At 58.9% G+C, this 21243-nt stretch carries 34 protein-coding genes; 32 read left to right on the forward strand and 2 right to left on the reverse strand.

The features are described from left to right. Positions 1 to 105 precede the first annotated feature (105 nt). The 32 genes from rpsJ (at position 106) to rplQ (ending at position 16128) form a co-directional block, all read left to right on the forward strand. Positions 106 to 414: a 30S ribosomal protein S10 gene (gene rpsJ / locus NI20_RS0103335; RefSeq protein WP_033120031.1), complete on the forward strand. Its 309-nt coding sequence runs from the start codon at positions 106 to 108 to the stop codon at positions 412 to 414. A 296-nt stretch (positions 415 to 710) separates the two neighbouring features. After that, positions 711 to 1430: a 50S ribosomal protein L3 gene (gene rplC, locus NI20_RS0103340; protein WP_033120032.1), complete on the forward strand. Its 720-nt coding sequence runs from the start codon at positions 711 to 713 to the stop codon at positions 1428 to 1430. A 19-nt stretch (positions 1431 to 1449) separates the two neighbouring features. Next, positions 1450 to 2073 carry a 50S ribosomal protein L4 gene (rplD, locus tag NI20_RS0103345; protein WP_033120033.1) on the forward strand — a complete coding sequence of 208 codons (624 nt, stop codon included), beginning with the start codon at positions 1450 to 1452 and terminating at the stop codon, positions 2071 to 2073. Then, the gene (gene rplW / locus NI20_RS0103350; RefSeq protein WP_033120034.1) at positions 2073 to 2369 is read left to right on the forward strand and encodes a 50S ribosomal protein L23; all 297 of its coding nucleotides are present in this window, start codon (positions 2073 to 2075) and stop codon (positions 2367 to 2369) included. The genes rplD and rplW overlap by 1 nt, the downstream gene beginning before the upstream one ends. A 14-nt stretch (positions 2370 to 2383) precedes the next feature. Next, entirely contained in the window at positions 2384 to 3220 is an 837-nt protein-coding gene (rplB, locus tag NI20_RS0103355) for a 50S ribosomal protein L2 (RefSeq protein WP_033120035.1), read from the forward strand. Between the two features lie 17 nt (positions 3221 to 3237). Further along, the gene (rpsS, locus tag NI20_RS0103360) at positions 3238 to 3501 is read left to right on the forward strand and encodes a 30S ribosomal protein S19 (protein WP_033120036.1); all 264 of its coding nucleotides are present in this window, start codon (positions 3238 to 3240) and stop codon (positions 3499 to 3501) included. Between the two features lie 18 nt (positions 3502 to 3519). Then, complete coding sequence (rplV, locus tag NI20_RS0103365; RefSeq protein WP_033120037.1) at positions 3520 to 3855, forward strand: 50S ribosomal protein L22; 336 nt, start codon at positions 3520 to 3522, stop codon at positions 3853 to 3855. 17 nt (positions 3856 to 3872) lie between these two features. Next, positions 3873 to 4727, forward strand: a complete 855-nt coding sequence (gene rpsC, locus NI20_RS0103370; RefSeq protein ID WP_033120038.1) for a 30S ribosomal protein S3 — start codon at positions 3873 to 3875, stop codon at positions 4725 to 4727. Continuing rightward, complete coding sequence (gene rplP / locus NI20_RS0103375) at positions 4727 to 5158, forward strand: 50S ribosomal protein L16 (protein WP_033120039.1); 432 nt, start codon at positions 4727 to 4729, stop codon at positions 5156 to 5158. Before rpsC ends, rplP begins: the two co-directional genes overlap by 1 nt. Before the next feature lies 1 nt (position 5159). Continuing rightward, complete coding sequence (gene rpmC / locus NI20_RS0103380; protein ID WP_033120040.1) at positions 5160 to 5351, forward strand: 50S ribosomal protein L29; 192 nt, start codon at positions 5160 to 5162, stop codon at positions 5349 to 5351. A 1-nt stretch (position 5352) separates the two neighbouring features. Continuing rightward, positions 5353 to 5616: a 30S ribosomal protein S17 gene (rpsQ, locus tag NI20_RS0103385; RefSeq protein WP_033120041.1), complete on the forward strand. Its 264-nt coding sequence runs from the start codon at positions 5353 to 5355 to the stop codon at positions 5614 to 5616. A gap of 15 nt (positions 5617 to 5631) precedes the next feature. Further along, a complete protein-coding gene (gene rplN, locus NI20_RS0103390; protein WP_033120042.1) occupies positions 5632 to 6000 on the forward strand; it encodes a 50S ribosomal protein L14 in 369 nt (122 codons plus the stop codon). Between the two features lie 14 nt (positions 6001 to 6014). Then, positions 6015 to 6326: a 50S ribosomal protein L24 gene (gene rplX / locus NI20_RS0103395; protein WP_033120043.1), complete on the forward strand. Its 312-nt coding sequence runs from the start codon at positions 6015 to 6017 to the stop codon at positions 6324 to 6326. A 19-nt stretch (positions 6327 to 6345) separates the two neighbouring features. Next, positions 6346 to 6885, forward strand: coding sequence for a 50S ribosomal protein L5 (gene rplE, locus NI20_RS0103400; RefSeq protein ID WP_033120044.1), 540 nt, complete (start codon positions 6346 to 6348; stop codon positions 6883 to 6885). A gap of 17 nt (positions 6886 to 6902) precedes the next feature. Then, positions 6903 to 7088 carry a type Z 30S ribosomal protein S14 gene (locus NI20_RS0103405; RefSeq protein ID WP_033120045.1) on the forward strand — a complete coding sequence of 62 codons (186 nt, stop codon included), beginning with the start codon at positions 6903 to 6905 and terminating at the stop codon, positions 7086 to 7088. 319 nt (positions 7089 to 7407) lie between these two features. Further along, the gene (gene rpsH / locus NI20_RS0103410) at positions 7408 to 7803 is read left to right on the forward strand and encodes a 30S ribosomal protein S8 (protein WP_033120046.1); all 396 of its coding nucleotides are present in this window, start codon (positions 7408 to 7410) and stop codon (positions 7801 to 7803) included. Positions 7804 to 7818: 15 nt separating this feature from the next. Further along, a complete protein-coding gene (gene rplF / locus NI20_RS0103415) occupies positions 7819 to 8364 on the forward strand; it encodes a 50S ribosomal protein L6 (RefSeq protein WP_033120047.1) in 546 nt (181 codons plus the stop codon). Positions 8365 to 8378: 14 nt separating this feature from the next. After that, positions 8379 to 8738 (forward strand): 50S ribosomal protein L18, encoded by a 360-nt coding sequence (rplR, locus tag NI20_RS0103420; RefSeq protein WP_033120048.1) that lies wholly within the window; start codon positions 8379 to 8381, stop codon positions 8736 to 8738. A gap of 17 nt (positions 8739 to 8755) precedes the next feature. After that, entirely contained in the window at positions 8756 to 9256 is a 501-nt protein-coding gene (gene rpsE, locus NI20_RS0103425; RefSeq protein WP_033120049.1) for a 30S ribosomal protein S5, read from the forward strand. Between the two features lie 14 nt (positions 9257 to 9270). Beyond that, on the forward strand, positions 9271 to 9453 hold the full coding sequence (rpmD, locus tag NI20_RS0103430; RefSeq protein WP_033120050.1) for a 50S ribosomal protein L30: 183 nt from the start codon (positions 9271 to 9273) through the stop codon (positions 9451 to 9453). Between the two features lie 12 nt (positions 9454 to 9465). Further along, the gene (rplO, locus tag NI20_RS0103435; RefSeq protein ID WP_033120051.1) at positions 9466 to 9906 is read left to right on the forward strand and encodes a 50S ribosomal protein L15; all 441 of its coding nucleotides are present in this window, start codon (positions 9466 to 9468) and stop codon (positions 9904 to 9906) included. Continuing rightward, on the forward strand, positions 9907 to 11193 hold the full coding sequence (gene secY, locus NI20_RS0103440) for a preprotein translocase subunit SecY (protein ID WP_033120052.1): 1287 nt from the start codon (positions 9907 to 9909) through the stop codon (positions 11191 to 11193). Positions 11194 to 11206: 13 nt separating this feature from the next. Then, positions 11207 to 11845 carry an adenylate kinase gene (locus tag NI20_RS0103445; RefSeq protein WP_033120053.1) on the forward strand — a complete coding sequence of 213 codons (639 nt, stop codon included), beginning with the start codon at positions 11207 to 11209 and terminating at the stop codon, positions 11843 to 11845. Positions 11846 to 11848: 3 nt separating this feature from the next. Beyond that, complete coding sequence (gene map, locus NI20_RS0103450) at positions 11849 to 12601, forward strand: type I methionyl aminopeptidase (protein ID WP_033120054.1); 753 nt, start codon at positions 11849 to 11851, stop codon at positions 12599 to 12601. A 9-nt stretch (positions 12602 to 12610) separates the two neighbouring features. After that, positions 12611 to 12889, forward strand: coding sequence for a KOW domain-containing RNA-binding protein (locus NI20_RS0103455; RefSeq protein WP_033120055.1), 279 nt, complete (start codon positions 12611 to 12613; stop codon positions 12887 to 12889). A 3-nt stretch (positions 12890 to 12892) separates the two neighbouring features. Then, positions 12893 to 13111: a translation initiation factor IF-1 gene (gene infA, locus NI20_RS0103460; RefSeq protein WP_033120056.1), complete on the forward strand. Its 219-nt coding sequence runs from the start codon at positions 12893 to 12895 to the stop codon at positions 13109 to 13111. Between the two features lie 15 nt (positions 13112 to 13126). Beyond that, the gene (rpmJ, locus tag NI20_RS0103465; RefSeq protein ID WP_021858708.1) at positions 13127 to 13240 is read left to right on the forward strand and encodes a 50S ribosomal protein L36; all 114 of its coding nucleotides are present in this window, start codon (positions 13127 to 13129) and stop codon (positions 13238 to 13240) included. 23 nt (positions 13241 to 13263) lie between these two features. Next, positions 13264 to 13632, forward strand: a complete 369-nt coding sequence (gene rpsM / locus NI20_RS0103470) for a 30S ribosomal protein S13 (protein WP_033120057.1) — start codon at positions 13264 to 13266, stop codon at positions 13630 to 13632. 16 nt (positions 13633 to 13648) lie between these two features. Beyond that, entirely contained in the window at positions 13649 to 14056 is a 408-nt protein-coding gene (gene rpsK / locus NI20_RS0103475) for a 30S ribosomal protein S11 (RefSeq protein WP_033120058.1), read from the forward strand. A gap of 24 nt (positions 14057 to 14080) precedes the next feature. After that, positions 14081 to 14683, forward strand: coding sequence for a 30S ribosomal protein S4 (gene rpsD, locus NI20_RS0103480; protein WP_033120059.1), 603 nt, complete (start codon positions 14081 to 14083; stop codon positions 14681 to 14683). An 81-nt stretch (positions 14684 to 14764) separates the two neighbouring features. Beyond that, positions 14765 to 15718 (forward strand): DNA-directed RNA polymerase subunit alpha, encoded by a 954-nt coding sequence (locus NI20_RS0103485; protein ID WP_033120060.1) that lies wholly within the window; start codon positions 14765 to 14767, stop codon positions 15716 to 15718. 68 nt (positions 15719 to 15786) lie between these two features. Then, complete coding sequence (gene rplQ, locus NI20_RS0103490; RefSeq protein WP_033120061.1) at positions 15787 to 16128, forward strand: 50S ribosomal protein L17; 342 nt, start codon at positions 15787 to 15789, stop codon at positions 16126 to 16128. A gap of 250 nt (positions 16129 to 16378) precedes the next feature. Here the strand turns inward: rplQ and secG are convergent, their stop codons facing one another. Further along, on the reverse strand, positions 16379 to 16606 hold the full coding sequence (secG, locus tag NI20_RS0103500) for a preprotein translocase subunit SecG (RefSeq protein WP_033120063.1): 228 nt from the start codon (positions 16604 to 16606) through the stop codon (positions 16379 to 16381). A 115-nt stretch (positions 16607 to 16721) separates the two neighbouring features. After that, entirely contained in the window at positions 16722 to 21029 is a 4308-nt protein-coding gene (locus tag NI20_RS0103505; RefSeq protein ID WP_033120064.1) for a 2-hydroxyacyl-CoA dehydratase, read from the reverse strand. Positions 21030 to 21243 lie beyond the last annotated feature (214 nt).

Here is a 21243-nt window from a genome sequence, read left to right on the forward strand (position 1 = left end):
TTCTATGAGCCGGAATGATACGCACGGATAAGCGTACAAGAAAACCTCTCACCGTACGGCTTCGACAAAGCAAGAAAACCGTACAAAATGAAGGAGAAACCGAAAATGGCAAAAGAAATGATCCGCATTCGTCTCAAGGCCTATGACCACCAGGTCATCGACCAGAGCGCAGAGAAGATCGTCGAGACCGCCAAGCGCACCGGCGCTACCGTCTCCGGCCCCATCCCTCTGCCCACCAAGAAGGAAGTCGTCACCATCCTGCGCGCTGTGCATAAGTACAAGGACAGCCGTGAGCAGTTTGAGCGCCGTACCCACAAGCGCCTGATCGACATCACCAACTCCAGCCCCAAGACCGTGGAAGCGCTCATGGGCCTCGAACTCCCTGCTGGTGTTGAGATCGAGATCAAGCTCTAATCCCTCGCTTCATTACATTTCGCGTCCGCAGACGCGAAACCAATGAAAACGTTTTTGGCCGCGACATGCGCGTGGACAAAAACGCCTCTCAGTTTGCTTGTGTGCGAGCACAGCGAGTGCGCAAAACAAACTGTAAACCCAACTCAAAAAATGGCTCGCCGTTTTTTGAAATTACCTTTGTTGCTCTACCCAAAAGCCCATCGACTTGCGTGAGATGGGCGGGGTCAAGTCGGCAGAGCAATGGCGGGAGTTGCCGCTAACTAAGCCGACCAATAACCTTTACAGGAGGATCATACATGAAAGCAATCATCGGCAGAAAAGTTGGCATGTCTCAGATCTTCGACGAAAAGGGCCATGTGATCCCGGTCACCGTTATCGAGGCCGGTCCCTGCGTGGTCACTCAGAAGAAGACCAGCGAAAAAGACGGTTATGAGGCTGTCCAGCTTGGCTACGAGGACATTCGCGAAGCGAAGCTCTCCAAGCCTGAACTCGGCCACCTGAACAAGGCTGGCGTTTCCCCCAAGAAGTACCTGCGCGAGTTTGACCTTGACAACGCTTCCGAGCTCGAGCTCGGCGCCATCATCAAGGCGGACACCTTCAAGTCCGGCGACTTCGTTGACGTCACCGGTACGAGCAAGGGTCACGGTTACACCGGCGTTATCAAGCGCTGGAACGCCAGCCGCGGTCGTATGACCCACGGCGGCGGCCCTGTCCACCGTCACGCTGGTTCCATGGGCTCCACCACCGACCCCAGCCGTATCTTCAAGGGCAAGATCGGCCCCGGCCAGTACGGTGTGGAGACTGTCACCATCCAGAACCTTGAGGTCGTCAAGGTCGACCCCGAGCTCAACATGCTCGTCGTCCGCGGCGCGGTTCCCGGTCCCAAGGGCAGCCTCGTCACCGTGAAGACCACCGTCAAGGTCCACAAGATCAAGCAGGCTGGTGCCAACATCAGCAAGAACCCGCAGAAGGCTTCCGGCCGCAACCCGCAGAAGGCTTCCGCCAGAAATATGTAAGGAAAGGAGTGCTTGATAAATGTCTACGATTAAAGTTGTCAGCATGACCGGCGCTGAAGTCGGTTTCGTCGAGCTGAACGACGCAATCTTCGGCATCGAGCCGAACATGAGCGTTGTTCATGAAGTCGTCAAAAATCATCTCGCCAACTGCCGTCAGGGCACGCAGAGCGCTCTGACCCGCGCTGAGGTTTCCGGCGGCGGCAGAAAGCCGTGGCGCCAGAAGGGCACCGGCCGCGCCCGTCAGGGCAGCACCCGCTCCCCTCAGTGGACGCACGGTGGTATCGTGTTTGCCCCCAAGCCCCGCAGCTACAGCTATGTGCTGAATAAGAAGGTCAAGCGTCTGGCTCTCAAGAGCGTGCTGTCCGCCAAGGCAGCCCAGGGCGAGATCGTCGTTGTCGACAAGATCGCGCTCGACGCTATCAAGACCAAGGACTTCCGCAGTTTCCTTTCCGCCGTCAAGGCTGACGGTAAGGCCGCTGTCATCACTCCCGAGGTCAACGAGGTCGTCGTCAAGAGCGCCCGCAACCTGCCCGGTGTCACCACCGCGCCCGCGAAGCTCATCAACGTCTACGATCTGCTCAACGCCAAGACCCTCGTGATCGACAAGGAAGCCCTCGCAGTCATCGAGGAGGTGTTCGCGTAATGGCAAACGTTTACGACATCATTATTCGTCCCATCATCACCGAACGTTCCATGGTCGACGTTGCGAACAAGAAGTACGTGTTCGAAGTCGCCAAGGACGCCGGCAAGGTGGAGATCAAGAACGCTGTTGAGACCGCTTTCGGCGTTAAGGTCGCCAAGGTCAACACGCTCAACGTCAGCGGCAAGGCCAAACGCCTCGGCGCCGGCCGCCTAGGCAAGACCCGCAGCTGGAAGAAGGCCTATGTGCAGCTCGCTGAAGATTCCAAGACCATCGAGCTGTTCGAGGGCATGGTGTAAGGAGGATATGAGAAATGGCTATTAAGACGTTTAAGCCCACTACCCCCTCCCGCCGTCACATGACTGTGTCCGCCTTCGAGGGGATCGACAAGAAGGCCAAGCCCGAACGCAGCTTGGTCGAGTCTCAGAAGAAGCATGCCGGCCGCAACAGCTACGGCCGCATTACCGTCCGTCATCACGGCGGCGGCAACAAGCAGAAGTACCGCATCATCGACTTCAAGCGCGACAAGATGGACGTCCCCGCGACCGTCCTGCGCCTGGAGTATGACCCCAACCGCAGCGCATTCATCGCTCTCGTCCAGTACGAGGACGGCGAGAAGCGCTACATCATCGCTCCTGTCGGCCTGAAGGCTGGCGACAAGATCCTCTCTTCCGCCTCCGCTGATATCAAGCCCGGCAACTGCCTGCCCATCGCCAACATCCCTGTCGGTACCGTCATCCACAACATTGAGATGCACCCCGGCAAGGGCGCTCAGCTCGTCCGCTCCGCCGGTACTGCTGCTCAGCTGATGGCGAAGGAGAACGGCGACGCTCAGATCCGTATGCCCTCCGGCGAAGTGCGCATCGTCCGCACGAACTGCATGGCCGTCATCGGCCAGGTCGGCAACATCGATCACGAGAACGTTCACATCGGTAAGGCCGGCCGCAAGCGCCACATGGGCGTCCGTCCGACCGTCCGCGGTTCCGTCATGAACCCGAACGACCACCCCCACGGCGGTGGTGAAGGTAAGAGCCCTGTCGGTCACCCCGGTCCCATGACCCCGTGGGGCAAGCCAGCTATGGGTTACAAGACCCGTTCGAAGAAGAACCCGACGAACAAGTTCATCGTCAAGCGTCGTAACGATAAGTAAAAGGAGGCAATGTAAAAATGAGCAGAAGCATTAAAAAAGGCCCGTTTGTTGCCCCTGAGCTGATCAAGCGAGTCGAAGAGATGAACAAGACCGGTGAGAAGAAGGTCCTGAAGACCTGGAGCCGCAGCTCCACCATCTTCCCCTCCTTCGTCGGTCACACGATCGCCGTCCACGACGGTCGCAAGCACGTTCCCGTTTATATTCAGGAAGATATGGTCGGCCACAAGCTGGGCGAGTTCGCTCCCACCCGTACGTTCCGCGGCCATACCAAGACGAAATAAGGAAGGAGAATGCAGAACATGGAAGCTAAAGCATATCTGAGATATGTCCGCATCTCTCCCCGCAAGGTCCAGATCGTCTGCGACCTGATCCGCGGTAAGGACATCAACACCGCCATGGCGCTCCTGATGCAGACCCCCAAGGCTGCGTCCGAGCCCCTGGTCAAGCTCTTAAAGAGCGCTGTCGCCAACGCCGAGAACAACTTCAGCATGGATACCTCCAAGCTGTACGTGTCCGAGGTCTACGCGACTTCCGGCCCGATCCTCAAGCGCATGATCCCCGCCAGCAAGGGCCGCGGCTACCGCATCAACAAGAGAACCTCTCACGTGACGCTCGCCGTCGCTGAGAGAGACTAAAGGGAGGAGACAGTTTCATGGGACAGAAAGTTAATCCCCACGGCATGCGCGTCGGCGTCATCAAAGACTGGGACTCCCGCTGGTATGCCAGAGACGAGAAGGTCGGCGACCTGATCGTTGAAGATAACAAGATCCGCAAGTTCGTCAAGAAGAGCCTGTACGGTGCAGGCGTGCCCAAGATCGAGATCGAGCGCAGCAATGATGTTGTGACGCTGTTCGTTCATTGCGCCCGCCCCGGCATGGTCATCGGCAAGGACGGCGCGGAGGTCGAGAAGCTGCGTCTCGCGGTCGAGGCTCTGATCGGCAAGAAGGTCAAGCTCAACATCGTCGAGGTCCGCAATCCCGACATGAACGCTCAGCTCGTCGCTGAGAACATCGCCCAGCAGCTCGAAAAGCGTATCTCTCACCGCCGCGCGATGAAGAACGCCATGGGCCGCGCCATGCGCGCCGGCGCCAAGGGCATCAAATGCTGCTGCTCCGGTCGTCTCGGCGGCCGCGAGATCGCTGGCGTTGAGCACTATCACGAGGGCACCATCCCTCTGCAGACCATCCGTGCCGACATCGAGTACGGCTTCGCCGAGGCTGCGACCACGTTCGGCCGCATCGGTGTGAAGGTTTGGATCTACAAGGGCGAGGTCCTGACCCAGACCCTGCGTACCACCCCGCGTACGCTCGATACCACCAAGCCGTATGAGGAGCGCCGCGAGCGTCGTCCTCGCCGCGACGGTGACCGTCGTCCCCGCCGTGATGGCCAGGGCGGCTATCAGCGCCGTGAGGGCGGCTTCAACCGCAACGGCAACCGTCCCCAGGGCGATCGTCCGCAGGGCGGCTATCGCAAGCCGGCTGAGAATAAGGAAGGAGGCGCTCAGTAATGCTTCTGCCGAAGAGAGTGAAATACCGTCGCGTTCAGCGCGGTCGTATGACCGGCAAGGCGACCCGCGGCAACACCATTACTTATGGTGAGTACGGCCTCCAGGCCACTGAGCCCGCGTGGATCACCAGCAACCAGATCGAGGCGGCCCGTGTCGCCATGACCCGTTACACCAAGCGTGGCGGTCAGGTCTGGATCAAGATTTTCCCCGATAAGCCCGTTACCAAGCAGCCTGCCGAGACCCGTATGGGTTCCGGTAAGGGCTCTCCGGAGTATTGGGTAGCAGTTGTCAAGCCCGGCCGTATCATGTTTGAGATCGCCGGTGTTTCCGAAGAAGTCGCGCGTGAGGCGCTCCGTCTGGCCAGCCACAAGCTGCCCATCAAGACGAAGATCGTCAAGCGCGAGGCCGAGACCCAGGAAGTAGGTGAATGAGATGAAGGCAAGTGAAGTTCGTGCCATGAGCGTTGCTGAGCTGAACACCAAGCTCGACGCTCTGAAGAAAGATCTGTTTATGCTGCGCATGCAGCACGCGACGAATCAGCTGGATAACCCCCAGAAGCTCGTCCAGACCAAGCGTGATATTGCCCGAGTCAAAACCATGATCCGTGAGAAGGAGGAGAAGTAAGATGGAAGAGAAGAGAATTTCCTCCCGTAAGGTCCGCGTTGGTAAGGTCGTTTCCGACAAGATGGACAAGACCGTCGTCGTTGCGATCGCTGACCGCGTGGCGCATCCCCTGTACAAGAAGATCGTCGGCCGCACCTACAAGCTGAAGGCTCACGATGAAAACAATACGTGCGGTATCGGTGATACCGTCAAGGTGATGGAGACCCGCCCCCTGTCCAAGGACAAGCGTTGGCGCGTGGTCGAGATCGTCGAAAAAGCTAAGTAAGGAGGTACCGGAACAATGATTCAGCAGGAAAGTTTTCTGAAGGTCGCCGATAACACCGGTGCCAAGGAAATCAAGTGCATCCGCGTTCTCGGTGGCTCCGGCCGCAAGTACGGCAACATCGGCGATATCATCGTCGCGTCCGTGCGTAAGGCTGCCCCCGGCGGTCAGGTCAAGAAGGGCGAGGTCGTCAAGGCCGTTATCGTCCGCTCTGCCAAGGGCGTCCGCCGCGAAGACGGCACCTATGTCCGCTTCGACGAGAATGCTGCGGTCCTGATCAAGGACGACAAGAACCCCAGCGGCACCCGTATCTTTGGGCCCGTCGCTCGCGAGCTGCGTGAGAAGGACTTCCTCAAGATCCTCTCCCTGGCTCCGGAAGTTGTCTAAGGAGGGCTTGAAGAATGGCTATGAATGTGAAGAAGGGCGATACCGTTATCGTCCTGTCCGGTAAGGACAAGGGCAAGCAGGGCAAGGTGCTCGGCACCGTCCCCAGCGAAGCCAAGGTCGTCGTGGAGGGCATCAACATGGTGACCTGCCACGTCAAGCCCCGCAAGCAGGGCGAGACCGGCGGCATTGTGCAGCGTGAGGCTGCCATGTACGCTTCCAAGGTGCAGGTCGTGTGCCCCAAGTGCAACAAGGGCACCCGCATCGCGCACAAGATCGAAAATGGCAAGAAGACCCGCGTGTGCAAGCACTGCGGCGCCGAGCTTTAAGAAAGGAGAGTAGTTCACAATGGCAAGACTGAAAGAACAGTATAAGGCAGAAGTGGCACCCGCTCTCTACAAGAAGTTCGGTTATAAGTCCACCATGCAGATCCCCAAGATCGACAAGGTCGTCGTGAACGTCGGCTGCGGCGAGGCCAAGGAGAATGCCAAGGTCCTCGAAGCGGTCGTGCGCGACCTGACCACCATCACCGGCCAGAAGGCCGTCGTCACCAAGGCGAAGAAGTCCATCGCAAACTTCAAGCTGCGTGAGGATATGCCCATCGGCGCGAAGGTCACCCTCCGCGGCGACAAGATGTGGGAATTCCTCGATCGTCTGTTCAACGTTGCGCTTCCCCGTGTCCGCGACTTCCGCGGCATCAGCGCCAACGCTTTCGACGGCCGCGGCAACTATGCCCTGGGCATCAAGGAGCAGCTGATCTTCCCCGAGATCGAGTACGATAAGATCGACAAGATCCGCGGCATGGACGTCGTCATCTGCACCACCGCTCAGACCGACGAAGAAGCCCGCGAGCTGCTGACCCTGGTCGGCGCTCCCTTTGAACGCTAAGTAGGAGGATATCAAAAATGGCTAAGAAATCTATGATTCTCAAGCAGCAGGCTCCTGCTAAGTTCTCCACCCGCCGCTACAACCGCTGCAAGATCTGCGGCCGCCCCCACGCGTATCTTCGTGACTATGGCGTCTGCCGTATCTGCTTCCGCGAGTTAGCCTACAAGGGCGAGATCCCCGGCGTTCGCAAGGCTTCCTTCTGATCTTTTTCCGTTATACTTCGTTGAAGCTCCTTGGCGTACACAAAGTACGCCGGCGTCGCTTCGCCTCGTCTAACGAAAAAATCTCAAGAAGGACCTGCTGTTGAAGTTTTTCAACAGCCCGACACCTCGGAGCTTGAGCCTCCGAAACAAACTCATAACCACGAACGTTGCGATATGGACGTTCTGGCGATAAAGGATCGCGAAAGGTCAGTGTCAATTACGCGTGTTCACACGCGTGTGGGCACGTTCCAAATTGGCACTGATACCTCGTGACCTAAACGGTCCATGACCGTAACTCTAAATCAGGAGGATTTACACTATGCATATCACTGACCCCATTGCGGATATGCTCACCCGCATCCGCAACGCAAACAGTGCCCGTCATGACACTGTGGATGTCCCCGCTTCCAACATGAAGAAGAGCATCGCTCAGATTCTGCTGGACGAGGGCTACATCAAGAGCTATCAGATCGTTGACGATGGTACCCAGGGCACGATCCACATCACCCTGAAGTACAATGGCAAGGACAAGGTCATCACCGGCCTTCGCCGTGTCAGCAAGCCCGGTCTCCGCGTTTACGTCGGCGCAGATGAACTGCCCCGCGTGCTCCGTGGCCTGGGTATTGCCATCGTCTCCACCTCCAAGGGCGTTATGACCGACAAGGCTGCTCGCGCGGCTCACATCGGCGGCGAAGTCCTTGCGTTCGTGTGGTAAGGAGGGTATAAAACAATGAGTAGAATTGGTAAAATGCCCGTTGCCATTCCCGCGGGTGTCGAAGTCACCGTCGCGGACGGCAACCTTGTCACCGTCAAGGGCCCCAAGGGTACCCTGACCCAGCAGCTCCAGCCGAGCATGACCATCAAGCAGGAAGGCGCTGAGCTTCTCGTTTCCCGTCCCGACGACGGCAAGGAGAACCGCGCTCTGCACGGCCTGACCCGCGCTCTGCTGCACAACATGGTCGTCGGTGTCACCGATGGCTACAAGAAGACGCTCGAAGTCAACGGCGTTGGCTATCGTGCCGCCAAGGAGGGCAACAAGCTCGTCCTGAACATCGGCTACTCCCACACAGTGGAAGTCCCCGAGATCGACGGCATCACCATCGAGGTCCCCCAGCCCAACCAGATCGTCGTTTCTGGCTGCGACAAGCAGAAGGTCGGTCAGTTTGCCGCTGAGATCCGCGAAAAGCGTCCTCCCGAGCCGTACAAGGGCAAGGGCATCAAGTATGCTGACGAAGTCATTCGCCGCAAGGTCGGTAAGACCGGCGCTAAGAAGTAAGGAGGTGTGCCGATATGATTAAAAGACCCGATACCAAAGCACAGCGCATCAAGCGTCATAAGCGCGTTCGCGCCAAAGTCTCCGGCACTCCCGAGAGACCCCGCCTGAACGTTTTCCGTTCTGAAAAGAACATCTACGCCCAGATCATCGACGATGTTGCCGGCAACACGCTGGTCGCCGCTTCCTCCCTGGACAAGGCGATCGAGGGCAACGGCAGCAACAAGGCTGCCGCCCGTGCAGTCGGTAAGCTCATCGCCGAGCGCGCCAAGGCCAAGGGCATCGACACGGTCGTCTTCGACCGCGGCGGTTACCTGTATCACGGCCGCGTTGCAGAGCTGGCTGAAGGCGCCCGCGAGGGCGGCCTGGAATTCTAAGGGAGGAGGAAAATACAATGCCTAGATTTGAACGCGAACAGAGCGAATACATGGAAAAGCTCGTTTTCCTCAACCGTGTTTCCAAGACCGTGAAGGGCGGCCGCGTGGCCAAGTTCTCTGCTCTGATGGTCGTTGGCGACGGCAAGGGCAAGGTCGGTTACGGCCTTGGCAAGGCCGCTGAAGTCCCCGAGGCGATCCGCAAGGGCCTCGAGGCTGCCAAGAAGAACATGATCACCGTTACCCTTGATGGTACCACCATTCCTCACGAGACGATCGGCGAGTTCGGAGCCGGCCGCGTGCTGATGAAGCCCGCTGCCCCCGGTACCGGCGTGATCGCCGGCGGCGCTGTCCGTGCCGTCGTTGAGGCTGCCGGCATCAAGGATATTCGTACTAAGTGCCTGCGCTCCAACAACCCCAACAACGTTGTTGGCGCTGCGATCGAAGGCCTGAAGTCCATGCGCAGCGCGGAGCAGGTCGCCAAGATCCGCGGCAAGAGCGTGGACGAGATCATCGGTTAAGGAGGCAGAGCGTCATGGCTAATTTAAAAGTTGAGCTCGTCAAGAGCTTGAACGGCAGACACGAAAAGCACATTGCTACTGCCAATTCCATGGGTCTGCGCAAGATCGGCGATACGAGCGTGCAGCCCGACAACGACCAGACGCGTGGCAAGATCGCCAAGATCGGCTATCTGCTGCAGGTCACTGAAGAGAAATAAGGAGGAACAGATATGGAACTGTATAATCTGTCTCCCGCCGCTGGTTCCACCAAGGAAGCGTTCCGCAAGGGTCGCGGCCACGGCAGCGGCAACGGCAAGACCGGCGGCCGCGGTCACAAGGGCCAGAAGGCCCGCAGCGGCGGCGGTGTCCGCGTCGGTTTCGAAGGCGGCCAGATGCCTCTGGCGCGCCGTACCCCGAAGCGCGGCTTCAACAACATTTTTGCAAAGCCCTATGAGATCATCAACCTGAGTGCGCTCGACAAGTTCGAGGACGGCGAGACCGTTACCGCAGAGGCTCTGCTTGCTAAGGGTATCCTGAGCAAGTGCGCGTATGGTTACAAGGTGCTCGGTAACGGCTCTGTTACCAAGAAGGTCACTGTTCAGGCCGCTGCGTTTTCCCAGTCTGCTAAGGAAGCTATTGAAGCAGCTGGCGGAAAGGCAGAGGTGGTCTAAGTGATTCAGACGATCCGTAAGGCCTGGGGCGTTCCCGAACTGCGCAAGAAGATCGTGTTCACGCTGCTGATCCTTCTGATCTTTCGCATCGGTAACGCGATCCCCGTCCCCTATATCAACACGACGCTGCTCGGCAACTATCTCGACAGCATGAGCGGCACCGTGCTTGGCCTCTACAACGTCATGTCCGGCGGCGCGTTCGCAGAAGCGACGGTCTTCGCGCTGGGCGTCCAGCCCTACATCAACAGCTCGATCATCATCCAGCTGTTGACGATTGCGATCCCCGCGCTCGAGCGTCTCGCCCGCGACGGCGGCGAGGCCGGCAAGAAGAAGATCGCCTCCATCACCCGCTACGCGACCGTGGCGATCGCCCTGCTTCAGGGCTTTGGCTACTACATGATCTGCAAGAACTACAACATCCTCGAGCAGCAGGGCATCTGGCCGGCGCTCGTGATCATCGTTTCGTTTGTTGCCGGTTCTTCGTTCGTGATGTGGCTGGGCGAGCAGGTCAATGAGTTCGGTGTCGGCAACGGCATCTCCATCATCCTGTTTGCAGGTATCCTGTCCCGCGTGCCCAACATGGTCACGATGGGTGCGAGCTACATCCGCACCAAGGGCTCCATCGGCTGCCTGTGGATCGCGCTGCTGGTCGTCGGCATGCTTGCGATGGTCGTTCTGATCGTCCATGTCAACGAGGCCGAGCGCCGCATCCCCGTCCAGTACGCCAAGCGTCAGGTCGGCCGCAAGATGTACGGCGGCCAGGCATCCACCCTTCCCATGAAGGTGAACATGTCCGGCGTTCTGCCCATCATCTTCGCGCAGACCATCGCGTCCCTGCCCGCCACCATCTGGGCTTTCATCGGTACTCCCGAGGAGGGCACCGTTGGCCGCAGCATCTACAACGCGATCGACACCAAGTCTGTGCTGTATCTGATCGTCTACTTCCTGATGATCATCGGCTTCAGCTATTTCTACGCTACCATTCAGTTTAACCCCGTTGAGATCTCCAACAACCTCAAGCGCAACGGCGGCTTCATCCCCGGCTTCCGTCCGGGCAAGCCCACGTCTGACTTCATTGCCAAGGTTCTCAACAAGGTCACCCTTTTCGGCGCTATCTACCTCGGCATCGTGGCCATCTGCCCGCTGATCGCCGGCAAACTGCTGGGCAACTCCGGCCTCGCCATCGGCGGTACCTCGGTCATCATCGTTGTCGGTGTTGCACTTGAGACGGTCCGCGCGCTGGAGTCTCAGATGATGATGCGCCAGTACAAGGGCTTCCTCGAGTAAGAGAGGCGTTTCTATGAAACTGATTTTATTGGGCGCTCCGGGCGCTGGCAAAGGCACGCAGGCCGCTGTCATCTCCCGTGAGTTAGGAATCCCCGCGATTTCCACCGGTAACATTCTGCGCGCGGCCATCCAAGAGGGCACGCCGACGGGAATGAAGGCCAAGACCTATATGGACGAAGGCCACCTGGTACCCGATGAGGTCATCATCGGCATCATTAAAGAGCGGCTCGCCGAGCCCGATTGTGCGAAAGGCTTCATCTTAGACGGTGTGCCCCGCACGATCGCGCAGGCAGAAGCTCTTGAGGCAGCCGGTATCAAGTTCGATCATGTCGTCTCCCTGGAGATCGCTGACGCGACCATCATGGAGCGCATGAGCGGACGCAGGGTTTGCAGCAAGTGCGGCGCAAGCTACCACATCGTGGCAGTGCCGCCCAAAGCCGAAGGCGTCTGCGACGTCTGCGGCGGCGAGCTGGTCACCCGCAAGGATGATAAGCCCGAGACGGTGAAAAACCGCCTTGCGGTCTATCATAGAGAAACAGAACCGCTCAAGGACTTCTACCGCGAGCGTGGGGTTCTGTATCCGGTGGAGGACATGGGGCCGGTGGAGGCCACCTCCAAGGCGATCCTCGCAATACTGAGACAGGATGGTTAAGATATGATCATTGTGAAATCAGAGCGCGAGATCGAATTGATGCGCCGAGCGGGAAAAATTACCGCGGCTGCCCGTGCGTTAGCAGGGGAAATGGTAAAGCCCGGCGTAACAACCCGAGAAATTGACAAAGCAGTGTTCCATTTCATTCGTTCGCAGGGCGCTGAGCCGTCGTTCTTAAACTACAACGGCTATCCCGCCAGCGTGTGCGTGTCCGTCAACGACGAGATCATCCACGGCATCCCGGGTCCCCGGGTGCTCAAGGAGGGCGATATCGTCAGCGTGGACGTGGGCGCATACATCGGCGGCTTCCACGGCGACTGCGCAGCCACTTACCCCTGCGGAAAAATTTCCGAAGAGGCACAGCGGTTGATCGACGTGACTCGTCAGGGCTTTTTTGAAGGATTTGCGCAGGCCCGCGAGGGCAACCGCATCTCCGACATCTCCCACGCCGTGCAGGCGTATGTGGAGGCGAACGGCTTCTCCGTCGTGCGCGAGTATGTCGGCCATGGCGTCGGCAGAAACATGCACGAAGCGCCCGAGATCCCCAACTACGGGGCTCCGGGCCACGGGCCGAAGCTGCTGCGCGGCATGACGATCGCCGTCGAACCGATGGTGAACGCGGGCACCGCAGCTATCCGCCAGATGAGCGATGGCTGGACCGTCAAGACCCGTGACGGCAAATACGCGGCGCACTACGAGAACACGATCCTCATCACCGCCGGCGAGCCCGAAATTCTGACGGCTCCGGCACCGTAAGAGGACGCCATGGACATTGCGAATCTTGTTCAGGCAACTGCCGGCAGAGAACAGGGCAAATACTTCTTCGTGCTGGAAACAGACGGGGAGTACCTGCTGCTGGCCGACGGCAAGAGCCGCAGGATCGAAGCGCCGAAGCGGAAAAAGCAAAAGCATGTCCGCTTCATCGCAGAGAGCGCGGCGCCTGTCGCCGAGAAGATCAGAAGCAAGGAAAAAATCACAAACAGTGAGCTTCGTAAAGCCATCGCCGCATACAGCGGCAAGGAAAATCCGGACCAGGAGGGATAACACTTGGCAAAATCCGACATGATTGAAGTGGAAGGCGTTGTCGTTGAGGCCATGCCCAACACCACATTCCAAGTAGACATTGGAAATGGACACACGATCTTAGCGCATATTTCCGGAAAGCTCAGAATGAATTTCATCAGGATTCTGCCCGGTGACAAGGTCACAGTGGAGATGTCTCCCTATGACCTGACCCGCGGCCGAATTACCTGGCGTACTAAGTAATGGAGGTTTATCGACATGAAAGTAAGACCGTCCGTGAAGCCCATGTGCGAAAAGTGCAAGATCATTCGTCGTAAAGGCCGTGTCATGGTCATTTGCGAGAATCCGAAGCACAAGCAGCGCCAGGGCTAAGACTTAATTGGAGGTTAAAAAGTATGGCACGTATTGCCGGTATTGACCTGCCCAAGGATAAGCGAATCGAAATCGGTTTGACTTATATCTATGGTATTGGCAGAAAGAGTGCTCAGGAGATCCTGGCACAGACAGGCGTGAACCCCGACACCCGCGTGAAGGATCTGACCGATGCTGACGAGGCCAAGCTTCGTGAAGCCATCGACCACAGCTACATCGTGGAAGGCGACCTTCGCCGTCAGACCGCACTCGACATCAAGCGTCTGAGCGAGATCGGCTGCTATCGCGGCACCCGTCATCGCCGCGGCCTGCCCGTTCGTGGTCAGCGCAGCAAGACCAACGCTCGTACCCGCAAGGGCCCCAAGAAGACCATTGCGAACAAGAAGAAGTAAGGAGGGAGAATAGAATATGGCAGCAAACAATGCTAAAACCGGTAAGAAGGTTATCCGCCGTCGCCGCGAAAAGAAGAACGTCGAACGTGGTCAGGTTCATATTCGTTCCTCCTTCAACAACACCATGGTCACGGTGACCGATACGCAGGGCAACGCCCTTTCCTGGGCTTCCTCCGGCGGCCTCGGCTTCCGCGGCAGCAAGAAGTCCACTCCGTTCGCCGCTCAGAGCGCCGCTGAAACGGCTGCTACCGCTGCGATGGAGCATGGTCTCAAGACGGTCGAGGTCTTTGTTAAGGGCCCCGGCCAGGGTCGTGAAGCTGCGATCCGCGCCCTGCAGGCTGTCGGCCTGGAGGTCACGATGATCAAGGACGTCACGCCCATCCCGCACAACGGCTGCCGTCCCCCGAAGCGCCGTCGCGTCTAATCGAAAGAGGAGGTAAAAAGCACTATGGCAAAGAATATGCAGCCGATCGCCAAGCGCTGCAAGGCTTTGGGCATTTCTCCTGCTGTGATGGGCTATGCGAAGAAGACCACTAATCGCAACCCCGGCAGCCAGATGAGAAAGAAGAAGAGCGAATACAGCCTTCAGCTTGCTGAAAAGCAGAAGGTCAAGTTCATCTATGGTATCCTCGAAAAGCAGTTCCGCGGCTACTATGAGTCCGCCGCTGCCGCCCCCGGCAAGACCGGTGACAACCTGCTCATCACGGTCGAGCGCCGCCTGGATAACGTTGTTTACCGCATGGGCTTTGCGATGACCCGCCGTCAGGCCCGTCAGCTCGTCAGCCATGCTCACTTCACCGTCAACGGCAAGAAGGTCAACATTCCTTCCTACCTCGTCAAGGCCGGCGATGTGATCGAGGTCGCGGAGAGCAGCCGCTCTTCCGAGGTCTTCAAGCGCTTGATGGGTCAGGACGCTCCCGTGTTCCTGGTCCCCACCTGGATGGAGCGCGATAAGAACAGCCTCAAGGGCACCGTGGTTCGCCTTCCCGCCCGCGAAGAAATTGATGTTCCCGTTGAGGAGCACCTCATCGTTGAGTTGTACTCCAAGTAATCGGCGGCGAGCCCTCAACAGACACACGCAGAATTTTGGTGTGGACTTTGAGACCACAGAATGGAAATGGAGGGTAACTGCATGATTGAAATTGAAAAGCCCAAGATCGAGTGCGTGGAAGACCCCGCGAACGGCACCTACGGCAAGTTTACCGTGGAGCCCCTTGAGCGCGGCTACGGTATCACGCTTGGCAATGCGCTGCGCCGCATTATGCTCTCGTCCCTGCCCGGCACCGCGGCGACCTCTATCAAGATCGCCGGCGTGCAGCACGAGTTCTCCACCATCCCCGGCGTCAAGGAGGATGTGACCGAGATCGTGCTGAACGTCAAGAGCCTCATTACCCGTCTGCACAATACCGACGGCATCAAGACCGTCTATATTGAGGCTGTGGGCCCGTGCGAGGTCAAGGCCGGCGACATCAAGGGCGACAGCGAGGTCGAGGTCCTCAACCCCGACCTGCACATCGCAACGCTGGACGCCGGTGCGACGCTCAACATGGAGCTGACGCTTTCTCACGGCCGCGGCTATGTGTCCGCCGACCGCAACAAGACCGCGCAGACTGCCATCGGCGTCATTCCTGTTGACTCGATCTACACGCCCGTGTACAAGGTCAACTACACCGTGGAAAACACCCGCGTGGGCAACATGACCGACTTCGACAAGCTGACGCTTGAGGTCTGGACGGATGGCACCATTAGTCCGCGTGACGCCGTCTCTCTCGGCGCCAAGATCCTCTGCGATCACTTCTCGCTCTTCACCGACCTTTCCGACGCGATGGGCAGCAAGTCCACCGTCGTGGAGAAAGCCGAAGCGCAGCGCGACAAGGTGCTCGAGCTGACGATCGAGGAGCTCGATCTCAGCGTGCGCAGCTTCAACTGCCTCAAGCGTGCCAATATCAACACGGTCGAGGATCTGATTTCCAAGACCGAGGACGATATGATGAAGGTGAGAAACCTCGGCCGCAAGAGTCTCGAAGAGGTCATCAACAAGCTGGCCATGATGGGCCTGTCCCTCGCCAGCGAAGACAACAACTAAGACCGGCACCCTACGCCCACGCGTAGAACGACGGCCGACAACTTATCCTTACAAGGAGGAAAACCACTATGCCCGGAACTCGTAAGCTCGGTAAGACTACCGATCAGCGTATGGCGATGCTCCGTCAGCAGGTCACCGATTTCCTGGATAACGGCAAGATGGAGACCACGGTCACCCGCGCCAAGGAAATCAAGCCCGTGGCTGAGAAGATGATCACCCTCGGCAAGAAGGGCGATCTGGCAGCTTACCGCCAGGCGATGAGCTTCATCACCCGCGAGGATGTCTGCAAGAAGCTGTTCAAGGAGATCGCTCCCGGCTATGCTGAGCGCAACGGCGGCTACACCCGCATCGTTCGCACCGGCGTCCGCCGCGGCGACGCCGCCGAGACCGCGATGATCGAGTTGGTCTAAACCAACCCCGCAGTCGAAAGCTGAATTATAAGTAAAAAGCCCTTTTGTATGGCAGATCGCGAAGCCATACAAAAGGGCTTTTTATCGTTTGGAAAAGGATTGACCAATCAGGCGGAATAGCGTCGGAACGCACAGCGCAGTGCGACTTGCAGATAGTAACAATTCCCGCCATTTGCAGCAGTATTTCAAAGATGCAAAAGAAGAGCAGAAGCATTGCTCCCGCTCTTCTTCATTATGGATTCGTTTGCTCTTACAGCATGTTCAGCACGAGCGTCAGGACAATGAACGCAGCGCCGACCCACTTGGTGGCACGCGCAAGACGGGCATCCGTGCTCTTGGCCTTGTTCTTGGCCATGAAAGAATCGGCCACGCCGCCGATCGCGCCGCTTAAGCCAGCGGACTTGCCGCTCTGGAACAGGACGATGCCGATGACGATGAGACCGCAGAGAAGCTGAAGAATCGTAACGAATAAAGTCATGGTGAAAACCTCCAAATTGTTGAACGTGTGATCACGCTATATTCACGGGTACTCATAATACCATAGAAAGGTGCGGAAAGCAAGCCTATTTTTCAATTTCTGCCGCTTTCTGCGCTCAGAGCATTGCGACCTTGGGGTGCGGCAGGCTGATGGACGGAGCCTCGGGCAGCTGCGGCTTTTTCGGGGTGGCCTCCTGCGCGTGCAGCGCGCGCTGCGCCGCAGTGAGCATCAGCTTGATGCGGTTGAGCTGGTTCACTTCGCTCGCGCCGGGGTCATAGTCGACAGCGACAATGTTTGCGCCGGGATGGGCCGCGCGCAGCGCCTTGATGACGCCCTTGCCGACCACATGGTTCGGCAGGCACGCAAACGGCTGGATGCACACGATGTTCGGCGTGCCGGAGGTGATGAGCTCTGCCATCTCACCGGCGAGGAACCAGCCCTCGCCGTACTGGTTGCCGATTGAAAGGAAGGGCTTGGCAAGCTCCGCCACATGGTTGATGGCCATGGGGGGATCAAAGCGCTTGCTGGCCTTCAGCGCTTCGATCGCGGGGCGGCGCATACGCTGGAGCGCCGGAACGCCGAGCTTGGCGCTGGCTGAAGCAGTCCACCCCTTTCCAAGGTGAGTGTGCTTGAAGTCCTGCTCATAGATCGTTGCGGCGAAGAAATCGAGAAGGTCGGGCACGACCGCCTCTGCGCCCTCGCGCTCCAAAAGGTCGACGACGTGGTTGTTGGCGAGCGGCATGTACTTGACCAGAATCTCACCGACAACGCCGACGCGGGGCTTGCGGATCGTTTCGTCGATGGGGAAGGCGTCGAAGTCCTCGACAATGCCGCGGCAGAGCTGTGCGTAGCTGTACTTGGGGTGCGCGCTCGTCAGCGAGTCGATGCAGATGTCGCGCCACTTGTGGTGCAGCGCGTTCGCGCTGCCCTTTTCAAGCTCATACGGGCGCACGCGGTACAGGCAGCGCATCAGCAGGTCACCCAGCACGACACCGTGCGCGGCGTCCAACAGCAGTGATGGAGAGATGCGGAAGCCCTCGTTCGTCTCCATGCCGTTGGCGTTGAGCGAGATGACAGGGATGTGTTCAAGGCCCGCTTTTTTGAGCGCGCGGCGGATGAAGGCGATGTAATTGCTCGCGCGGCAGCAGCCGCCGGTCTGTGACATGATGAGGGCGAGGTGGTCGGTGTCGTACCGGCCGGAGGTCACAGCCTCCATCAGCTGGCCGACCGCCGTGATCGAGGGATAGCAGGCGTCGTTGTTGACGTACTTGAGGCCCGCGTCGATGGCGGCGCGGTCGTCGTTTTGCAGTACCTCAAAATTATAGCCGTGGTGGCGGAAGATAGGCTCGAGAATGTCAAAATGGATGGGACTCATCTGGGGGGCGAGGATGGTGTAGTGCTGCTTCTGCATCTCCTTGGTGTAGTAGACGCGCTCGAACGGCTGTACGTGAGAGGTCGAATGGATCCCGCGCTCGCGCCGCATGGCGACGGCGGCGAACAGCGAGCGGATGCGGATGCGCACCGCGCCGAGGTTGTTGACCTCGTCAATCTTGAGGCAGGTGTAGAGCTTGCCGCCCTGCTCCAAAAGCTCGCAGACCTCGTCGGTCGTGACGGCGTCAAGGCCGCAGCCGAACGAGTTGAGCTGAATGAGCTCAAGATCGTCGCGCCCGCAGACGAATTCTGCCGCGGTGTAGAGGCGGGAGTGGTAGACCCACTGGTCGTTCACGCGCACGGGGCGCTTGGGGGTAAAGTTAATGGGGAGGCAGTCCTCAGTCAGCACCGTCAGGCCGTAGGCCGCGATGAGCTCGGGGATGCCGTGGTTGATCTCGGGGTCGACGTGGTAGGGTCGTCCGGCGAGCACAATGCCGCTGCCGCCGTTTTTCTCCATGTCGGCGAGTGCCTTCGCGCCCGCGGCGCGTACGTCAGCCTTGGCCCTGCGCTGCTCTTCCCACGCGAGGTGGGCGGCATGGCGCGTTTCCTTTTCGGGAATGTTCCATACTTCCTTACAGAACTGGACGAGGCGGTCGGACGCGACCTTCTCATTTGTAAAAGCGAGGAAGGGATGGAGATAACGCACAGAGCCATCGGTCACGGCTTCGACATTGTTCTTGATATTCTCGGGATACGAGACGACGATCGGGCAGTTGAAGTGGTTCTGCGCGCCCGGCACCTCCTGATGCTCGTAGAACACGCAGGGATGGAAGATGGTCTTGATGCCGTGGTCGATGAGCCACTGGGCGTGTCCGTGGGCGAGCTTGGCGGGATAGCACTCGGATTCCGACGGGATGCTCTCCATGCCCAGCTCGTAGATCGCGCGCGTGGAGAACGGGGAGAGGATGATGCGGAAGCCGAGGTCGCGGAAGAACGTCGCCCAGAACGGGTAGTTTTCATACATGTTCAGCACGCGCGGGATGCCGATCTCGCCGCGCGGCGCATTTTCCGGCTCGAGCGGGGGATAGGCGAACATGCGCTCACGCTTGTAGGCGAAGATATTTTCGCCTGGTTTGGCAGCGCTTTCGCCGCGCAGGGCTTTTTCGCAGCGGTTGCCGCTCACATGGCGGCGGCCGCCGGGGAAGACGCTGACCGTGAGCATGCAGTGGTTCTGGCAGCCCTGACAGCGTGCGGCAGAGGTCTTGTACGTGAGCTGCTCGATCTCCTCAAGCGGGAGCATTGTGCTCTGCTGCCCGTGGTAGCGGTCGCGCGCGAGCAGCGCCGCGCCGAACGCGCCCATGATGCCCGCGATGTCGGGGCACGTGACCTGCGCGCCGGAGATACGCTCAAACGCGCGCAGCACGGCCTCGTTGAAGAACGTGCCGCCCTGTACGACGACGTGCGAGCCGAGCTCGCTCGCGTCGGAGAGCTTGATGACCTTATAAAGAGCGTTCTTGATGACGGAGTAGGCAAGACCGGCGGAGATATCGGAGACGCTTGCGCCCTCCTTCTGCGCCTGCTTGACGTTGGAGTTCATAAACACCGTGCAGCGCGTGCCGAGGTCGACGGGGGCCTTGGCAAAAAGCGCCTCGTGTGCGAATTCCTGCGCCGTCATGCCGAGGGAGTTGGCGAAATTTTCAAGGAACGAGCCGCAGCCGGACGAGCAGGCTTCATTCAGAAGCACCGTGTCGACCGCGCCGTCCTTGAGCTTGATGCACTTCATGTCCTGCCCGCCGATATCGAGCACACAGTCGACCTTCGGGTCGAAGAACGACGCGGCGGTGCAGTGGGCGATGGTCTCGACCTCGCCCTCGTCGAGCGAAAACGCGGACTTGAGCAGCGTTTCGCCGTAGCCTGTGGAGCAGGAGCGCGCAATATGCGCGCCCGCGGGGAGCGCTTCACGCAGCGTATGTACGGCCTGCATGGCAGTCTTGATGGGATTGCCCTGATTGTTGGCGTAGAACGAGTACAAAAGCTCGCCCTTTTCGCCAACTAACGCGAGCTTTGTCGTCGTCGAGCCCGCGTCGAAGCCGAGAAAGCAGTCGCCATTATACGTTGCAAGATCGCCGCGCGGCACGACCGCCGTATGGTGACGGGTGCGGAAGGCCTCGAGGTCGGCTTCGTCTTCAAAGAGCGCCGGCAGGCGCTTTAATTCAAAATCCATCTGCACGCCGCTGTCGAGACGCTTGATGAGCGCGCTGAGCGGCTGCGCCTCGGCGGGCGTTTCGTCGATGGCCGCGCCGGTGGCGGCGAAGAGATGGGAATTTTCGGGGTCGATGGTCGTCTCATCCGTCAGCTTCAGCGTGCGGATAAACGCGGCCTTGAGTTGGGGGAGGAAGTGCAGCGGCCCACCTAAGAACGCGACATGGCCGCGGATGGGCTTGCCGCAGGCAAGGCCCGAAATGGTCTGGTTGACGACCGCCTGGAAGATCGAGGCGGCGAGGTCGGCCTTCGTCGCGCCCTCGTTGATGAGGGGTTGGATATCCGTCTTGGCGAACACGCCGCAGCGCGCGGCGATGGGGTAGATCTGCTGATAGTGCGCGGCCTCGCGGTCGAGGCCCGAGGCGTCGGTCTGCAAAAGGGCGGCCATTTGGTCGATGAACGAGCCTGTGCCGCCGGCGCAGACGCCGTTCATGCGCTCTTCGAGCCCGCCTTTGAAGTAGATGATCTTGGCATCCTCGCCGCCGAGTTCGATGGCGACATCCACCTGCGGCGCGACGCGCTCGAGCGCCTGCGCGACGGCGACGACCTCCTGCACAAAGGGGATGCCGAGCGCCTTGGCAAGGTTGATCGCGCCGGAGCCGGTGGCGCGCAATTCGAGCGCGCACTCGCCGAGCGCTGCGCGCGCCTGCTTGAGTAAGTCGGACAGTGCGCGCTGTGTGTGGGACAGATGGCGCTGGTACTGCCCGAAGATCATTTGTCCGTTTTCATCCAGCACGACGAGCTTGACCGTGGTGGAGCCTACGTCGATGCCTGCTTGATACGTTTTCATGGGGAACCTCTCTTTTCATGTCGATGCGATTTGGCGGTAAAAGAGTCCCGCCGGATTTTCAGATTGTTATTATAATTGTATGCTGCAAAAGGACAAGAAGTAAAGTTTAGGGTCTGTTAAGAAAATGAACAAAAATTTACAAATATTTTTGGCTTGACATACCTCGCAACTCTATGTATACTATAAGCATAGATATTCTATGTATCATCGGGGG

It is taken from the genome of Oscillibacter sp. ER4 (genome assembly GCF_000765235.1).
In the GTDB taxonomy this organism is placed as follows: Bacteria; Bacillota; Clostridia; order Oscillospirales; family Oscillospiraceae; genus Hominicoprocola; species Hominicoprocola fusiformis.

Bases quoted from the DNA above. Each gene is read 5' to 3' on its own strand.
- rplX (WP_033120043.1), top strand. From the start codon at position 6,015: ATGGCTATGAATGTGAAGAAGGGCGATACCGTTATCGTCCTGTCCGGT.
- NI20_RS0103485 (WP_033120060.1), top strand. From the start codon at position 14,765: ATGATTGAAATTGAAAAGCCCAAGATCGAGTGCGTGGAAGACCCCGCG.
- rpmJ (WP_021858708.1), top strand. From the start codon at position 13,127: ATGAAAGTAAGACCGTCCGTGAAGCCCATGTGCGAAAAGTGCAAGATC.
- rpsK (WP_033120058.1), top strand. From the start codon at position 13,649: ATGGCAGCAAACAATGCTAAAACCGGTAAGAAGGTTATCCGCCGTCGC.
- rpsJ (WP_033120031.1), top strand. From the start codon at position 106: ATGGCAAAAGAAATGATCCGCATTCGTCTCAAGGCCTATGACCACCAG.
- rplF (WP_033120047.1), top strand. From the start codon at position 7,819: ATGAGTAGAATTGGTAAAATGCCCGTTGCCATTCCCGCGGGTGTCGAA.
- rplE (WP_033120044.1), top strand. From the start codon at position 6,346: ATGGCAAGACTGAAAGAACAGTATAAGGCAGAAGTGGCACCCGCTCTC.
- rplD (WP_033120033.1), top strand. From the start codon at position 1,450: ATGTCTACGATTAAAGTTGTCAGCATGACCGGCGCTGAAGTCGGTTTC.
- secG (WP_033120063.1), bottom strand. From the start codon at position 16,606: ATGACTTTATTCGTTACGATTCTTCAGCTTCTCTGCGGTCTCATCGTC.
- rpsD (WP_033120059.1), top strand. From the start codon at position 14,081: ATGGCAAAGAATATGCAGCCGATCGCCAAGCGCTGCAAGGCTTTGGGC.
- rpmD (WP_033120050.1), top strand. From the start codon at position 9,271: ATGGCTAATTTAAAAGTTGAGCTCGTCAAGAGCTTGAACGGCAGACAC.
- rplC (WP_033120032.1), top strand. From the start codon at position 711: ATGAAAGCAATCATCGGCAGAAAAGTTGGCATGTCTCAGATCTTCGAC.
- rplQ (WP_033120061.1), top strand. From the start codon at position 15,787: ATGCCCGGAACTCGTAAGCTCGGTAAGACTACCGATCAGCGTATGGCG.
- NI20_RS0103405 (WP_033120045.1), top strand. From the start codon at position 6,903: ATGGCTAAGAAATCTATGATTCTCAAGCAGCAGGCTCCTGCTAAGTTC.
- rpsE (WP_033120049.1), top strand. From the start codon at position 8,756: ATGCCTAGATTTGAACGCGAACAGAGCGAATACATGGAAAAGCTCGTT.
- rplN (WP_033120042.1), top strand. From the start codon at position 5,632: ATGATTCAGCAGGAAAGTTTTCTGAAGGTCGCCGATAACACCGGTGCC.
- rpsC (WP_033120038.1), top strand. From the start codon at position 3,873: ATGGGACAGAAAGTTAATCCCCACGGCATGCGCGTCGGCGTCATCAAA.
- NI20_RS0103445 (WP_033120053.1), top strand. From the start codon at position 11,207: ATGAAACTGATTTTATTGGGCGCTCCGGGCGCTGGCAAAGGCACGCAG.
- rplV (WP_033120037.1), top strand. From the start codon at position 3,520: ATGGAAGCTAAAGCATATCTGAGATATGTCCGCATCTCTCCCCGCAAG.
- rplO (WP_033120051.1), top strand. From the start codon at position 9,466: ATGGAACTGTATAATCTGTCTCCCGCCGCTGGTTCCACCAAGGAAGCG.
- rplW (WP_033120034.1), top strand. From the start codon at position 2,073: ATGGCAAACGTTTACGACATCATTATTCGTCCCATCATCACCGAACGT.
- rplP (WP_033120039.1), top strand. From the start codon at position 4,727: ATGCTTCTGCCGAAGAGAGTGAAATACCGTCGCGTTCAGCGCGGTCGT.
- NI20_RS0103455 (WP_033120055.1), top strand. From the start codon at position 12,611: ATGGACATTGCGAATCTTGTTCAGGCAACTGCCGGCAGAGAACAGGGC.
- rpsM (WP_033120057.1), top strand. From the start codon at position 13,264: ATGGCACGTATTGCCGGTATTGACCTGCCCAAGGATAAGCGAATCGAA.
- rpsS (WP_033120036.1), top strand. From the start codon at position 3,238: ATGAGCAGAAGCATTAAAAAAGGCCCGTTTGTTGCCCCTGAGCTGATC.
- map (WP_033120054.1), top strand. From the start codon at position 11,849: ATGATCATTGTGAAATCAGAGCGCGAGATCGAATTGATGCGCCGAGCG.
- rpmC (WP_033120040.1), top strand. From the start codon at position 5,160: ATGAAGGCAAGTGAAGTTCGTGCCATGAGCGTTGCTGAGCTGAACACC.
- rpsQ (WP_033120041.1), top strand. From the start codon at position 5,353: ATGGAAGAGAAGAGAATTTCCTCCCGTAAGGTCCGCGTTGGTAAGGTC.
- NI20_RS0103505 (WP_033120064.1), bottom strand. From the start codon at position 21,029: ATGAAAACGTATCAAGCAGGCATCGACGTAGGCTCCACCACGGTCAAG.
- rplB (WP_033120035.1), top strand. From the start codon at position 2,384: ATGGCTATTAAGACGTTTAAGCCCACTACCCCCTCCCGCCGTCACATG.
- rpsH (WP_033120046.1), top strand. From the start codon at position 7,408: ATGCATATCACTGACCCCATTGCGGATATGCTCACCCGCATCCGCAAC.
- rplR (WP_033120048.1), top strand. From the start codon at position 8,379: ATGATTAAAAGACCCGATACCAAAGCACAGCGCATCAAGCGTCATAAG.